15 protein-coding genes are annotated in these 14,187 nt (G+C 43.4%); 3 read left to right on the forward strand and 12 right to left on the reverse strand.

Features of this window, described 5'->3' with window-relative positions; all coding sequences use genetic code 11:
* Positions 1-7: 7 nt before the first annotated feature.
* From J7E35_RS13960 to sppA, 3 genes are all read right to left on the reverse strand, one after another.
* Positions 8-703, reverse strand: a complete 696-nt coding sequence (locus tag J7E35_RS13960; RefSeq protein ID WP_214780713.1) for a DUF2953 domain-containing protein — start codon at positions 701-703, stop codon at positions 8-10.
* A 74-nt stretch (positions 704-777) separates the two neighbouring features.
* On the reverse strand, positions 778-1,218 hold the full coding sequence (locus J7E35_RS13965) for an RDD family protein (RefSeq protein WP_353050013.1): 441 nt from the start codon (positions 1,216-1,218) through the stop codon (positions 778-780).
* 210 nt (positions 1,219-1,428) lie between these two features.
* Positions 1,429-2,439 (reverse strand): signal peptide peptidase SppA, encoded by a 1,011-nt coding sequence (gene sppA / locus J7E35_RS13970; protein ID WP_214780717.1) that lies wholly within the window; start codon positions 2,437-2,439, stop codon positions 1,429-1,431.
* A gap of 142 nt (positions 2,440-2,581) precedes the next feature.
* On the opposite strand from sppA, the gene J7E35_RS13975 reads away from it, so the two are divergent.
* The gene (locus J7E35_RS13975; protein ID WP_214780719.1) at positions 2,582-3,382 is read left to right on the forward strand and encodes an NAD kinase; all 801 of its coding nucleotides are present in this window, start codon (positions 2,582-2,584) and stop codon (positions 3,380-3,382) included.
* Between the two features lie 69 nt (positions 3,383-3,451).
* Here the strand turns inward: J7E35_RS13975 and J7E35_RS13980 are convergent, their stop codons facing one another.
* The 8 genes from J7E35_RS13980 to ezrA all read right to left on the reverse strand — a co-directional run bounded on the left by J7E35_RS13980 (position 3,452) and on the right by ezrA (position 11,869).
* A complete protein-coding gene (locus J7E35_RS13980; protein WP_214780721.1) occupies positions 3,452-3,658 on the reverse strand; it encodes a hypothetical protein in 207 nt (68 codons plus the stop codon).
* Between the two features lie 119 nt (positions 3,659-3,777).
* Positions 3,778-4,713, reverse strand: coding sequence for an EamA family transporter RarD (gene rarD, locus J7E35_RS13985; protein WP_214780723.1), 936 nt, complete (start codon positions 4,711-4,713; stop codon positions 3,778-3,780).
* Positions 4,714-4,993: 280 nt separating this feature from the next.
* A complete protein-coding gene (locus J7E35_RS13990; RefSeq protein ID WP_214780725.1) occupies positions 4,994-5,314 on the reverse strand; it encodes an iron-sulfur cluster biosynthesis family protein in 321 nt (106 codons plus the stop codon).
* A gap of 135 nt (positions 5,315-5,449) precedes the next feature.
* Complete coding sequence (gene mbcS / locus J7E35_RS13995) at positions 5,450-7,030, reverse strand: acyl-CoA synthetase MbcS (protein ID WP_214780727.1); 1,581 nt, start codon at positions 7,028-7,030, stop codon at positions 5,450-5,452.
* A gap of 194 nt (positions 7,031-7,224) precedes the next feature.
* The gene (locus tag J7E35_RS14000) at positions 7,225-7,431 is read right to left on the reverse strand and encodes an alpha/beta-type small acid-soluble spore protein (RefSeq protein ID WP_023626976.1); all 207 of its coding nucleotides are present in this window, start codon (positions 7,429-7,431) and stop codon (positions 7,225-7,227) included.
* 91 nt (positions 7,432-7,522) lie between these two features.
* Entirely contained in the window at positions 7,523-8,731 is a 1,209-nt protein-coding gene (gene thiI, locus J7E35_RS14005; RefSeq protein ID WP_214780730.1) for a tRNA uracil 4-sulfurtransferase ThiI, read from the reverse strand.
* Positions 8,728-9,873, reverse strand: a complete 1,146-nt coding sequence (locus J7E35_RS14010; protein ID WP_214780732.1) for a cysteine desulfurase family protein — start codon at positions 9,871-9,873, stop codon at positions 8,728-8,730. The genes thiI and J7E35_RS14010 overlap by 4 nt, the downstream gene beginning before the upstream one ends.
* A 304-nt stretch (positions 9,874-10,177) precedes the next feature.
* Positions 10,178-11,869: a septation ring formation regulator EzrA gene (gene ezrA / locus J7E35_RS14015; RefSeq protein ID WP_214780734.1), complete on the reverse strand. Its 1,692-nt coding sequence runs from the start codon at positions 11,867-11,869 to the stop codon at positions 10,178-10,180.
* 203 nt (positions 11,870-12,072) lie between these two features.
* Between ezrA and hisJ the strand changes: the two genes are divergently transcribed.
* Entirely contained in the window at positions 12,073-12,870 is a 798-nt protein-coding gene (hisJ, locus tag J7E35_RS14020) for a histidinol-phosphatase HisJ (protein ID WP_214780736.1), read from the forward strand.
* Positions 12,871-12,895: 25 nt separating this feature from the next.
* Here hisJ and refZ read toward each other — a convergent pair whose 3' ends face one another.
* Positions 12,896-13,531 carry a forespore capture DNA-binding protein RefZ gene (gene refZ / locus J7E35_RS14025; RefSeq protein WP_214780739.1) on the reverse strand — a complete coding sequence of 212 codons (636 nt, stop codon included), beginning with the start codon at positions 13,529-13,531 and terminating at the stop codon, positions 12,896-12,898.
* A 153-nt stretch (positions 13,532-13,684) separates the two neighbouring features.
* Here refZ and J7E35_RS14030 point away from each other — a divergent pair, with 153 nt between their 5' ends.
* On the forward strand, positions 13,685-14,167 hold the full coding sequence (locus tag J7E35_RS14030) for a GAF domain-containing protein (RefSeq protein ID WP_214780741.1): 483 nt from the start codon (positions 13,685-13,687) through the stop codon (positions 14,165-14,167).
* Positions 14,168-14,187: the final 20 nt, after the last annotated feature.

Genomic DNA, 14,187 nt, shown 5'->3' on the forward strand with positions numbered 1-14,187 from the left:
CCTTATTTTAGACAGAATTAGAATTATCACCGGAAAGAGCGGATAATGGCTTTGATTTAAATTCAGGCCAGCCGCCTCTCCAATATTTAACCAGCTTTATTCCTGCTAAAATAGCATGCCCGACTCGGACTTGTATCATACATTTAAAACTAGTAATTGATACGGTTTGCTGAAAGCTCGGTGTGATTGTCATGACAGGCATCTCTTTCATTTTCATATTGTTGCTCAGAAGCCCGATCACTCCGCCTTTGACTGCCCAAAAGGCACCTGTAATGACTCCTGTGGCTGCTGCATCCGATACTCCAACCATTGTGTGCCACTCAATATTACGTATCGTTACCTTCTTTAAAAAATTCCGTACGATATTATGGAGACCGGCGATATGGGTGATCAGCTGCTTAAAATCATGCAGGCTATCAAGTAAATCCTTTTTATCAACCTGAGTGGTTTTTTGTTGTTTCATATTTTCATCGGGACCTGCTTTGACTTTTTGCTCAGCAACGATAGTGGGAGAATTATCATCGATTTTTACAACCGGCACCTCTATCTTGAACTTGATTAAGCCGCCCCACGATTTAATTGTTACCTTAAAATGATCATTATCATTGCCGTGGAAATAATCTAAAAAAATCTTAACTTTTGTAAAAAGGATTATAAGTACAAGCACCGTGAGAAGCAGTATGGCAAGCAGCACCCATTTCATCGTCCTCCACAACCTTTCAGCTTATTATTATCAACAAAAAGGCAAAAAAATAAACCTGCCGCAGCAGGTTCACTCTAACGTGGTTCATATATGACAGTTGTATCTGCGAACAGGTCATGCAGCCCCTGTTTCTTTTTCGTAAAAGCAACGACCACATACAAAATCATGATAGTCGCTGAAATGAAGCGGCCGACCCACTCGCGGAAAATAACGGTTCCCCATGTAAGGCCCTTTCCATCCAGCTCGACTACTTTCAAACCAAAGACCATTTTTCCAAGAGTTTGGCCGAAGAATTTTGTCATTAACACAAAATACAAATAGAATACGACTGCAGTCGCGATGGCCATTGGCGAAAAAATTCCATCCTCAATCAACGATAAATCCAATGCCCGGAATACAGGATTGATGATCATCCGGTTGACGCTTCCGATTACAATCAAATCAAGCAAATACGCCCAAAAACGTGTCCAGAAACCGGCATAGAGACCGGCATATATATGATTCTCCGGTTCAATCCTGCCTTTTTCATAAGTGTCAGCTTCGGGATTTCCCTGACCAGGTAAATTGCCCGGATCAGACTGTAGTATTGGACGGGCGGTCTCTTTTTGATAACCCGACCTGTTATCAGAGGGTTCAGAACTATCCATGATATCGTTACCATCTTCCGTTTGAGATGGTACATTTTCCTGATCTTTAAAGTCATCAGAATTCATTTTTCTCCCTCCTTATACTGCATATAAATACATGAGGCGTGGAGAATTAGGCTGGGACAATATCTTCATTAAGCCGGCCATTTCTGCATCTTTCCCCATGATCTTTTGAGCACCCATGCTGAAAAATGAACCAAAGCCCATGCTTTCTGTGTATTTAACGACAGTAGCATCGCCAAGTTTTTTGTCTTTCCTGACACTTTCGATGACATCCTCAAGATAACCAAATCCGTCGATCAAATTCAGCTGCTTTGCCTGGCGTCCATCATAAATCCGGCCATCGGCAATTTCCTTGACCCGTGCCACAGACATATCGCGTCCTTCCGAAATGACTTTTACGAATCCCTCATAGGAGTTGTCGATCATCGATTGGAGGATTTCACGCTCCTCCTCTGTCATCGGTCTAGACGGGCTCATGATATCCTTGTATGGCCCGCTTTTAATTGTTGTGAATTCGACTCCATACTTTTCTGCAAGACCGGCATAATTCACTCCCTGCATGATGACACCCAGCGATCCAGTAAGTGTTTCAGGGCTGGCAAAAATTTTATCTGCAGGCGCAGAAACATAATAACCTCCAGAAGCGGCCATTGACCCCATCGACACATAAACTGGCTTTTTCGTTTCCTTCTGGATTTCTTTGATTTTATCATGGATTTGAGCACTTTCCACGACGCCGCCGCCAGGAGAGTTCACTTGCAGGATGATTGCCTTAACATCATCTGCTTCTTTGACATAATCAAGCTGCTCCATGAACGCCCTGTGATTATAGAGCGGACTTTCAAAAAATGATTCAGCATCCCCGGTATCCTGGATCACTCCATTGATCGACAATACTGCTATTTTAGAGAGCATGTCACCTTCTTCGATAATTTCTTCCGCAAACATTTCCTCCGATACTGCAAACATATCCGTAAAAGCACTTTCTGCGTCACTGAAAGCGAATGTAGACAGAAGATTGATAACTGTTGATGCAATGAATAATCCGACGGCAATCCCTAAAGCCGCCCACCTTTTACCATTCATGTTGAAGCCCCCTTGTAAGTTTCTGCACTTTCAAAACCTTATGAAAAAATGATAAACTGATGTCAATAACATTTATTTTAGCAAAAGTTTTTAAAAGTGGGTAAAAATATGGAAGAATTACATAATGTTTGGAGGAATTTATATGCCAGATCGCCGTAATATTTATTTTCACCACACACCAGACACAACCATGCTGGAAAAAGTTGAGCCTTTATATGAGCTGGCTCGCCGCTATGAATTCAATATCGTGACTGACCATCGTACCGCAAATATCATCGTAAGCATTGGGGATGACGGTACATTCCTTCAGGCTGTCAGAAAGACAGGCTTCCGTGATGATTGTCTTTATGCCGGCATTTCGGTTACCGGCTCCCTGAATATGTACTGCGATTTCCATCTTGAAGACACAGATAAAATGATTGAAGCCATCACAACTGCACAAATCGAGGTCAGGCGTTACCCGACCATCGAGGTAACAATCGATGAGGAAACAACATTTGGCTGCCTGAATGAGTTCAGTGTCCGGTCAGCGATCATCAAAGCTTTTGTGATGGATGTATTCATCGACGACAAGCATTTTGAAACATTCCGCGGGGACGGGATGATCGTCGCTACTCCTACGGGAAGTACAGCTTATAACAAGTCGGTCAATGGAGCGGTAGTCGATCCGCTGCTTCCTTGCATGCAGGTGAGCGAGCTCGCTTCAGTCAACAACAATCATTACCGTACACTCGGCTCATCTTTCATCCTAGGCGGTGACCGCAAGCTTACCTTCAAGGTTGCCCAGGACGGCAATGATTATCCAATCATGGGAATAGACAACGAAGCGGTGAGCATCCAGCATGTCGAAAAATTCGATGTGCAGCTGAGCAACAAAATCATCAAGACTGTCAAACTCAAGGACAACTCTTTCTGGGAAAAAGTGAAGAGGACCTTTTTATAAGCGGCAAGCCGCAGAGACCAAGAAAGCCCAGAGTGAACTCTGGGCTTTTTGTTAAACATTAGCGACAAACTATTGATCCGCTTTACTGAGATTCATTCTTTTCTGAGCCTGCCAGGTATTGACCAGGCTTGGAACTCCGGCTAATAAACTCACCATAAAACTCCACATTACATATCTCCATTCTCCTGTGAAAACAGAGACACCAAGAAAGAAAACAAGCTGTCCAACAAGCGCAAACCAAGTAGCAATCCAGGCAAACCTTAAATTCTCCTTCATTCCATCACTCCTGACTCAGCAATCTATCCTGTAAATATTTTAACATATTTTACCTTAATTTGAATATGCCGTCTTTTACAATGAGAAAAGAGCTGCAGAATTTTCCGCAGCTCTCTTTTTTACATAGGCATTCCTTTTTCTTTTTTCCACTTAACCGTCAATGCTGCGGCCATCTTAGTCCTTGATAAGGAGTAGAGAATCAATGCCGACCAGATAAAGGTAAAGGCCAGCAGGTGGACAGACGAGAAAGTTTCGTGATAGACGAAAACTCCGAGAATGAGCGTCAATGTTGGAGCAATATACTGCAAAATCCCCAGTGTTGCGAGTGGAATCCTTTGCGCTCCTTTCGAGAAAAACAGCAAAGGAACTGCCGTAGCCGCCCCTGCACCTGCAAGCAGCAGGGTAGTCGGCAATGAACCCGCAAACAGGGAGTTCGTTCCCTGGGTAATAAGGTAGCCAATGTAGATAGCTGCGAGCGGCATAACGACCAGTGTTTCGAGAGCGAGACCGACAGCAGAATCCACCTTTATCAGCTTCTTAGCCAATCCGTACAGGCCAAAGGAGATTGCAAGTGTTAAAGCGATCCATGGGAATTGTCCGTAGGAAATTGTCATGATCAGCACACCGATTCCTGCAAGCGCAAATGATATATATTGCAGCATAGAAAGACGTTCCTTCAGGAATACCATTCCCAGTAGGACGCTTACGAGCGGATTGATATAATAACCAAGGCTTGCTTCGATCATCTGGTCTGTATTGACTGCCCAGATATACATGAACCAGTTAATACTAATTAGCATCGATGCCACAGCCAGGGCGGCAAGCTGCTTCTTATTTTGGGCCAACCCAAGCAATGTCCCAGTGAAAAGTCCCCATTTCTTGTTAAGGATTAAAATGACAGCAATGAAGAAAAACGACCAAAACACACGGTTAGCCAGGATTTCATCAGCATTTACATGATTCAACAGCTTCCAATAAACAGGAAGGACACCCCATAATATATAAGAAAAAGCTGCGTACAAAACTCCAGCTTGTTGTTCGGTCCTTTTATCCATCCGAACAGCCCCCTAATCTTTCTAGACTCGAAATAATATCATTATAAAGGCGGAAGCCAGGACTGACAATCATTTTTTGGGTTTAATTGCAGACAAAATTTGCGGACATAGCTTCTTTTTGTGTCTCCATAAGGGTAATGAATGACGCTTTCTTCTGATCCTGCGCCTCCATAATTCCAATGGATGACGCTTTTTCTGGTTTCGCTTCTTATTCTGTCTCCATTAGGGCGATGGTTTCTGATCTGTTATGACATAAAAAAAATAACCCTAAATGACTGGGTTATTTTTCGTTTCGCGGCTTCAGCTTGAAGTTATAGCCAAATGTCTCTTCAGCAGAGGAAATTTTATAGCCAAACCCTGGCTTAAAATCCAGGAATATTTTATCTGGGAGGGACTCCAGTGATTTTTCCGGCACGAAAAAGTTTATGCCGCTTTCTGTCATCACTTCATCACTAGCCTTCTTTTCCTCTATTTGCAGTTGGATGTCCGTCGCGATCGAACATGTTCCAACAAATTCTGCCAGAATTCTTATTCCTTCACCATTGCCGAATTGGACCTTACGTAACTCTTCCAATGCAGCCTCCCTGATTTCAATTTTCATTATGAACCACCCTTTCTAAAATAAATATACCCAAATTTTCATTTCCAACGCATACTTGATTTTTATGCGCACGGAATAAACACATAATGAATTACAAAAAGCAGACCATATCGGCCTGCCCTTTGTTTTCACTCTTTATTTTGCGCCTTCCAATTCCTTCTTGCGTAATTCTATGCGGCGAATTTTACCGGAAGTTGTCTTAGGGAGCTCTTCAAGGAACTCAATCTTCCGAGGATACTTATATGGTGCGGTCAATTCCTTCACGTGCTGCTGCAGCTCAGCAACAAGGTTCTCCTGTTCAGGACTGACGCCGTCACGCAGGACAACAAAGGCTTTGACGATATGGCCGCGAATCTCATCAGGTGATGCGACTACAGCACATTCTTTTACATAAGGGTGTTTTACAAGTGCATCCTCAACTTCGAATGGCCCGATCGTATAACCAGAGCTGATGATGATGTCATCGCCGCGTCCCTCAAACCAGAAATAGCCTTCTTCATCTTTGCTCGCTTTGTCCCCTGTTACATAGTAATCGCCGCGGAACTGCATTGCCGTTCGCTCTGGATCCTTGTAATAGTTCTTGAATAACGCTGGTGTTTCAACATGGACAGCGATATCCCCTACTTCTCCTGGAGGACAAGGCTCACCGTTTTCATTGATAATTTCGACTCGGTTTCCAGGCGTTGGCTTGCCCATCGAACCCGGTCTTAGTTCCATGCCTTTAGTTACGCCGACAAGCAGAGTGTTCTCCGTCTGTCCATATCCATCGCGAACATCGACATTGAAATGTTTTTTAAATGTATCAATTACTTCACGGTTAAGTGGTTCTCCTGCAGAAACCGCACTGTGGAGCCCTGGCAGATTAAAGTCACTTAAGTTTTCTACCTTCGCCATCAGACGGTATTCCGTCGGTGTACAGCAGAGGACATTCACATTGTATTTTTGTAGAAGTGATAAGTATTTTTGGGGCTCGAACTTGCCCTGGTAAACCAGGCCGGTTGCTCCTGTCCCCATAACGGATAAAAACGGGCTCCAGATCCACTTTTGCCAGCCAGGACCCGCAGTGGCCCAGACCGTGTCACCATCCTGGATACCGAGCCAGTTTGTTGCTGCTGTGCGAAGATGCGCATATGCCCATCCATGTGTATGGACGACTCCCTTTGGATTGCCGGTTGTTCCGGAGGTGTAACTGAGGAATGCCATGTCATCTCGTTCTGTATTTGCCAGTTGAAGCTCTTCGGATTCTGTTTTCATTTCTCCATCGAGATGGATCCAGCCTTCTTTCTCGTCTCCAATCACGAACTTTGGCAGGCTATCGGCTTCCTCGATTCCAGCGAATTCATTTGTAAAAGGTGCATAGCTGACAATTGCTTTTACATCACCATGGTTGATTCGATATTGAAAATCTTTCGTTCTTAGCATTTCCGAACTAGGAATGACGACCAATCCCATTTTCAACGACGCAATATATACCTGGTAGGCCTCAATCAATCTTGGCACTACAACCAGCACGACATCCCCCTGATGCAAACCATGTTTCAAGAAAACGTTTCCAATTCTATTCGCATTATTAAGAAGTTCACGGTATGTAATCTCTTTTGTACTGCCTTCCTCATTTTCCCAGAGAATCGCTTTTCTTTCCTGATCCTGTGCGTAACGCTCCATTTCAGATACCAGATTATACTTTTGCGGTGCAATCAATTGTTCCCTGTTCATACTCTTCCCCCTAATCATGTTTTTTAGGCTGTTCCGCATAGCGAATCATTGCCTGTCTATCCCCACTTTTCATTATACAAAATTATTTAAAAATTTTAAATTATATGATAACACTTTTTTAATATAATGATTTCGCACACAAAAAAGAGCAGGGCATCTGCCCTACTCTTTGTAGCCATATTATTCATTTTTAATTAGCGAGAGAATCCGCCACCAAGTTGCTGTTCAGCCATTTGAACCAAACGCTTAGTGATCTCTCCTCCTACAGAACCATTAGCGCGAGAAGTAGTTTCTCCGCCTAGCTGTACACCAAATTCAGAAGCGATTTCGTACTTCATTTGGTCAAGAGCTTGTGATACTCCAGGTACTAGAAGTTGATTTGAGCTGTTGTTGTTTGCCATGTGTTTCACCTCCTTGTGAGTATAGAGTGTGTAGAAACACATGGCTTAATTCAAAACTTTAATTGGTAATTGTTCACAAATTTATCATAATCTAAAATAGGTCATCCATTGCATCATCCACTCGTTCCGAAGCGGGTTTGAGAACCATACGCTCAGTTCCTTCAACTGCTCTCTGGATCATTTCCTCGAAGTCGAAAAAGCTTTCAAAGTTCTGGACTTTATCAAGCTTCGGCTTTGTTTTAGGCGATGAAGGAACAAAGACCGTACAGCAATCCTCATACGGGCGGATTGAAATGTCGTGGGTATCGATTTCATGGGCGATATCCATGATCTGCAGCTTGTCCATTGTTATTAATGGCCGGATGATTGGCGTAGTTGTCACTTCATTGATGGCATACATGCTTTCAAGCGTCTGGCTGGCAACCTGGCCTAGACTTTCACCAGTGATGATCGCAAGGCCGCCCTGCTTTTCACGGATGGCATCCGTGATTCGCAACATCAATCTTCTTGTAGTAGTCATCGTATAGTTTTCCGGTATTTGCTTATGGATGGCCTGTTGGATTTCAGTGAATGGCACAATATGAAGCGCAAAGTGGCCATTAACCTCGGCAAGCTTCTCAGAAAGGTCGATCACCTTCTGCTTGGCGCGTTCACTTGTAAAAGGCGGGCTGAAAAAATGGACACCTTCCACTTCGAGTCCTCTTTTCATCGTCAGATAGCCTGCAACAGGGCTGTCAATCCCGCCGGAAAGCATCAGCATACCTTTCCCGCCCGATGCAGCAGGAAGACCCCCGGCACCCTTGATCGTTTCGGCAGAGATATAGGCAGCTTCTTTCCTGATTTCGATTTGGAGATTTATATCAGGCTTTCGTACGTCCACCTTCAAGTCTTCAACATTCCTTAAGATATGACCTCCAAATTCAAAGTTGATCCCGTTTGTGTCCAATTCGAATGTCTTGTCCGACCGTTTAGCGGTTATTTTAAAAGTCATGCCAGGCTTATGGATTTTTCTGAAAAGTCCCAGCGCCGCATCTTTCATTTTTTCGAGATCTTTTTCAACTTTAATTGCCGGGCTGAAGGATTGGATTCCGAATATCCCTTTCAGTTTCTCGCCAATCCCATCGCTATCTTCACCGTGCAGAAGGATGAACATGCGGTCGCGTTCTGCCTTGATGGCTGCATTCGGATAGTCACTTAAAGCTCTCTTGACATTTTTTCTGAGACGATCGATGAATTTATTCCTGTTTCTTCCTTTTGTCGATATTTCTCCATACCGAACTAAAATACGGTCATACATCATTTCTTTACTACCTCGCTTAAATGTTTTACTGTATCAGCAATTGCCTTTGCGGCTATTTCTGCTTCTTCCACTGTATTGCTGTATGTCAGGCTGACCCTGATCGCGCTCTCCGCTTCCGCCAGAGGCACCCCCATTGCCAGCAAAGTCTTGCTTGCAGCTTTCTTCTTAGAAGAGCAAGCGCTTGTTGTCGATACATAAATATTCTTTTCTTCCAGCGCATGCACAAATGTTTCTGCCTTCAATCCATGGATTGAAAAGTTAAGGATATGGGGCGCGCTATTTTCTTTTGGAGTGTGAATGGTTATTTCCTTGATCTGGCTGATGCCACTTCTTAATGTTTCCATTGCGGCAACCATTTGATTCAGATTTTCTTTTCTATGTTCAAATGTCATTCTTAGTGCCTTTGACATCGCAACAATGCCAGCTACATTTTCTGTGCCGCTCCGCTGCTTCCATTCCTGATTCCCGCCGGAAAATAGTGGGGAGAGGGTGACCCCTTCTTTGATGAACAAAGCGCCTGTCCCTTTCAGGCCATGGAATTTATGGCCAGAGATGGTGGACAAATGGATCCCGGCTTCGTAAAAGTTTAATGGCACCTTCCCTGCTCCCTGAACATAGTCAACATGGAAAAATGCTTTTGGATACTTTTTAAGCAAGCTTCCAATTTCCTCTATAGGCTGAATTGTGCCGACTTCATTATTGACATGGATCACGGAAACGAGGATGGTATCATCACGAATTTCTCTCTCGATGGAATCCGCGCTGATAAAGCCATTGCCATCGGGTTTCACATACGTGATCTCAAAGCCGAGCGATTCTAGCTGTCCCATGGCATTTTGGATTGAAGCATGTTCAATGCTTGTGGTAATGATATGCCTTCCTCTTTCGCGGTGGGCCATAGCGATTCCTTTTACCGCTAGATTATTGCTTTCCGTTCCTCCGGATGTGAACAGGATTTCTGCTTCTTTTACATTCAGCAGCCTGGCGACCTGGGAACGTGCCTGCTGCAGCAGCTTTTCCGACTGGCCGCCGATTTTATGGAGTGATGAAGGATTCCCAAAAAATTCCTCTGAGACCTTTACAAATGAGTCCAATACTTCTTTATAGGGTTTCGTTGTGGCACTATTGTCTAAGTAAATCATCGTATCCCCCCCCTTGTCGTTCATGCTAACTAAAAATCTTATCATAAGAAGTAATCATTGAAAAACGCTCTTTTCTCAAACTTTGTTGCTAGTGACTACAAAATAGGATTGAATGACCAATGTTTCTCTATAAAATTAAAGCTTATTATAAGAAAAGAGCTTGCAAACTTCTACAAATTGGCTTTTTGTCACGTACAACAATCTATACGAAAACAGCCTTGAAAAATAAATGGAATGGACATTTTGATTAGTATGCCCTGAAGCAGTTGTCACCCAAAAAAACAGGCCTCCATCCGGAGACCCATCACTCTTTTTCAGATATCATTTGTTCAATTCTATTCAAGGCACCAGGATCCACTTCTTCGATTGAAGTGGCCGCCTGTTCAAGGGCTTCACGATAATCGTAATTGCGGAAATGTTCTTCTGCTTCCCGAAGTCCGCGGTCAACCGAAGGATATCGGCTTCGGTATCTGTTGCCATATTGGATGACCCGCTCGGCCAGCATGACGGTCTCAACGATTTCTTCAGTCGATGCTTCCAGCTTTTCAACTGTCAGCACAGAGATTTCAAGATACTGTTGGACAACAGGAATATCAAGCGGCTTTTGCTCAAGCTTTTCATTGACTTGTTTGATGCTCTCATTGGCATCTTCAAGAAGGTATTTATATTCCTGTGATAGACCAGGCATATTGCTTTTTGAGACGGTGCGGATCAGCTCAGAAATCTTTTTGGAAAGGTCCCTGACTTTTTCCCTTGCCGCCATTTCGTCCTTCCTGAGGGCACTCAGCTTCTCCATCAATACTTTTTGCTCTTCGACCAGCTTATCAAGCTGCTCTTTCGCTTCTTCAAGCTCCTGTTTAATCAGGCTTTGCGCTGTATCGTTTTCGGTGATTCTGTGATCGATCAGCTCGAACCGCTTTAACAGGCCCTTGAGCTGCTGCTCTACATTCGTTTGTGCTGAGAGCTCTTTATCATTAAGGTGGTAGCTCTCCTGTATATGCTTTGTCTCTTCTTTTAACGTCTTGCTTTCTGTTATTGCTTTTACGAGGATTTCCTTCGCTTCATGTTCCGTCTTCGTAATGTATTGTTTAGCCATGACTTCCTCTTCAAGGATATCGAATAGGTTCTCGACACGTTCCTTCAACCCCTGGATACCCTGTTCAGCGGCTTCAACATCGCCTTTTTCCAGATAAGCTATATATTCAGTCAATTCTTTGCTGATTTCCTCAACCTCTTTATCAGCGTTCAGATGGTCAAGAACATATCCTTGTACAGTCATTTCTCTGACTCCGTCCTTCAGCTCGCTGACCTGGGAAGGTATGACTGATTGACAGTCATGCAGCAGCACGGGAATCGATTCCATTTTACTGGATACCTGTTCAAGCATTGCCTGGATGGACAGCACAATTTCCCTTGCTTCAAGGTAGTTGCCATTCTCTGTTTTTTCATCAAACTCAACGAACTTTACCTGGATGTTTTCAAGCATCGCCTCAAGACTTGCCTCAGCGCTTCCGAAGCTGTGACGGTGCGAAAGAAGGTTTTTCTTGTTATCCCTGTATTGCTCCTTGAGGCCATCGATTTCCTCACGGTTCTTTTCTTCACTTCCAACAAGTTCATTTAATTCGCCGAGGATCTTTTTAATCTTATCCTCTGTCTCCGTAAGCCTTCGCTCAATGACTGCCAGAGATTCCTTCGCCTTCTTGAACCGGTACTTATCGATATACTCTTCAGCGTCAAATAAATAATCTTCGATGCCGGGCAGCTTGGATGTCACAAGTTCATCCCACTCCTGCCGCCAGCGCTCGAAAAGCTCCTCTGTCTGGCCAGTCATGTTCAACTGTTTCACCTTTGACATTTCATCAAGTACAGGACGGTTCATGATATCAATTTTCCATGATTCATACCTGTCGACCTCACTGTAATACTTGCGTTTCATAAAATATCCGCTTAAAAAAAGAATTATTAATAAAGCTATTCCGCCAATTATGTACTCCATTGTTATCCCCCTGGCCTCACAATTTCCAAGTTCTGAATCCTTCTATTTAAAATGAATTTATAAATGCGTGTATAATGTATTTATATTACCATGTAACCGACAATTTTTGACTAATAAATTCATATTTTTTGTTGAAATTATCCGAAATAAGCCGATTTAACTTGAAATTTTGCCTTAGATATTACTTTAGGAGGTCGGGAATCATGAGGGATGGCCACGTCCACACATCTTTTTGCCCGCATGGAACGAAAGATTCGTTAGATGACTACGTCCAGAGAGCACTTGAGCTTGGCTGCAAGGAAATCACCTTTGCCGAGCACGCCCCTTTACCAGAAGGATTCACAGATCCTACACCATTACAGGATAGCGCAATGCGTTTTGAGGATTTGGAAGCATATTTTCAGAGTATCGAAGAAGCAAAGGAAAGATATCGCGGAAAAATAAAAATCAATACTGGTTTCGAGATTGATTTTATCGAAGGATACGAGGTTCAAACGGCCAATTTCCTCAGTGAATTCGGACCTCGGCTAGACGATGCCGTTCTATCGGTGCATTTTTTGAAAAGTCCTGCCGGGGAATATGATTGTCTTGATTACAGCCCAGATAACTTCGGGAAGATGGTTAAAGAGTATGGTTCTGCGGAACTGATCCATCGACACTACTATCAGACCGTCTTAAAATCCATTCATGCTGATCTGGGGCCATATAAGCCTAAACGAATCGGGCATATTACCCTTGCGAATAAATTCCGCTTAAAATATCCAATTGCGCAGGAATGTGCTGACGAAATCATTGAAATACTGGAGACCGTTTCGAAGCATGGCTATGAGCTGGATTATAACGGGGCGGGAACCGCAAAGCCTTTATGCCGTGAGCCATATCCGCCGGATTGGGTAGTCAGCGAAGCCAAAAAGCTCGGGATCAGGCTTGTGTACGGCTCTGATGCGCATCAGGCGAAGGAATTGGGACAGGGACTTGATTTGATGATGGTGACAAAATAAGGAAACCGGCAGTTTGACCGGTTTCCTATATATTAATCAACATTTTTTCATGCATTTGATGGCCTTTACCAAGGGTTCCCTTGATCCATTGTGAGATCTCATGGTTGTACTTGTCAGCAAAGTATTTTTCATGCGGCTGTACATGCAGAACCTCTGTCACATAATGGGTATTCAGAAACGGCATCGACAGCAGCCCTTTTAACTGTAAAATGCTGAACTGGATGGAATGCTTTTTGAATTCCCCATTCTCCATCCCAGCCTCAAGCACCTTTTTAAACATATAGCGTTCTTTTACATGATAGGTGGACATAATCTCCCTGACAACCTGAGAATCGATCGTCATTTCTCTTAAAATGAACCTTGTCAATTGGATGTTCTGGCATTGGTATCTCAATACATTGTCAACCATTGCGTTCAGGCATAATTCTGCACCGTATTCCAGCAATGAAAAGCCTTTTTCCAATTCTTCCATATAGCTTTCGAAAAAAACGGTAAAACAATTTTCGAGGAGTCCATTTTTGTTCCGGAAGTAGTATGAGATATTCGCTGCATTTACGTCTGCCTTTGCTGCAATATCCCTTACTGATGTCCCATTGAACCCCTTCGTATTGAATAAGTAGATGGCCGCATCAATAATCGCAGCTTTTGAATTTTTTCTCATTGCTCCGCCCCTCACTTTCCGCAATTAACCTTACTGTTTACCTTTCTGGAAATCATTTAAATTTCCTTTAAAAAAAGCTCGACAAAGTCTCCATTGTTTCGCCGATTTTTGATACAATGTAGATTAAAACTTCAAGAATGAGGGGGAAAAACTGTGTTTAAAGTCGAAACATACAGCGACAACCGTGAAAAAGATTATGATTTGTTGATAAAGCAGCTTAAAGCATTGGTGGAGGATGAAAAAAATGCGATAGCAAATTTCAGCAACGCATCAGCTTTATTGAACCAATTTCTCGATCGCGTCAACTGGGTCGGCTTTTATCTGATGGAGGATGGAGAGCTTGTCCTCGGACCATTCCAGGGCCTTCCAGCCTGTGTGAGAATCCCGCTTGGCAAAGGCGTCTGCGGTACAGCCGCATCGAGCCAGGAAACATTAAGAGTTGAAGATGTCCATGCCTTCCCGGGCCACATCGCATGTGATGCCGCGTCACAATCAGAAATCGTCGTTCCGATGGTCAAAGACGGTCAAGTCATCGGCGTTCTTGATATTGATTCACCGGAAAAAAATCGCTTTGATGAATTGGACCAGCAAAAACTCGAGGAATTCGTTGACATGCTGTTACAGTATATAAGCTGACATTGAAAAACCCTCCCATT

This window comes from Bacillus sp. ISL-45 (assembly GCF_018613195.1).
Taxonomy (GTDB): Bacteria; Bacillota; Bacilli; order Bacillales; family Cytobacillaceae; genus Mesobacillus.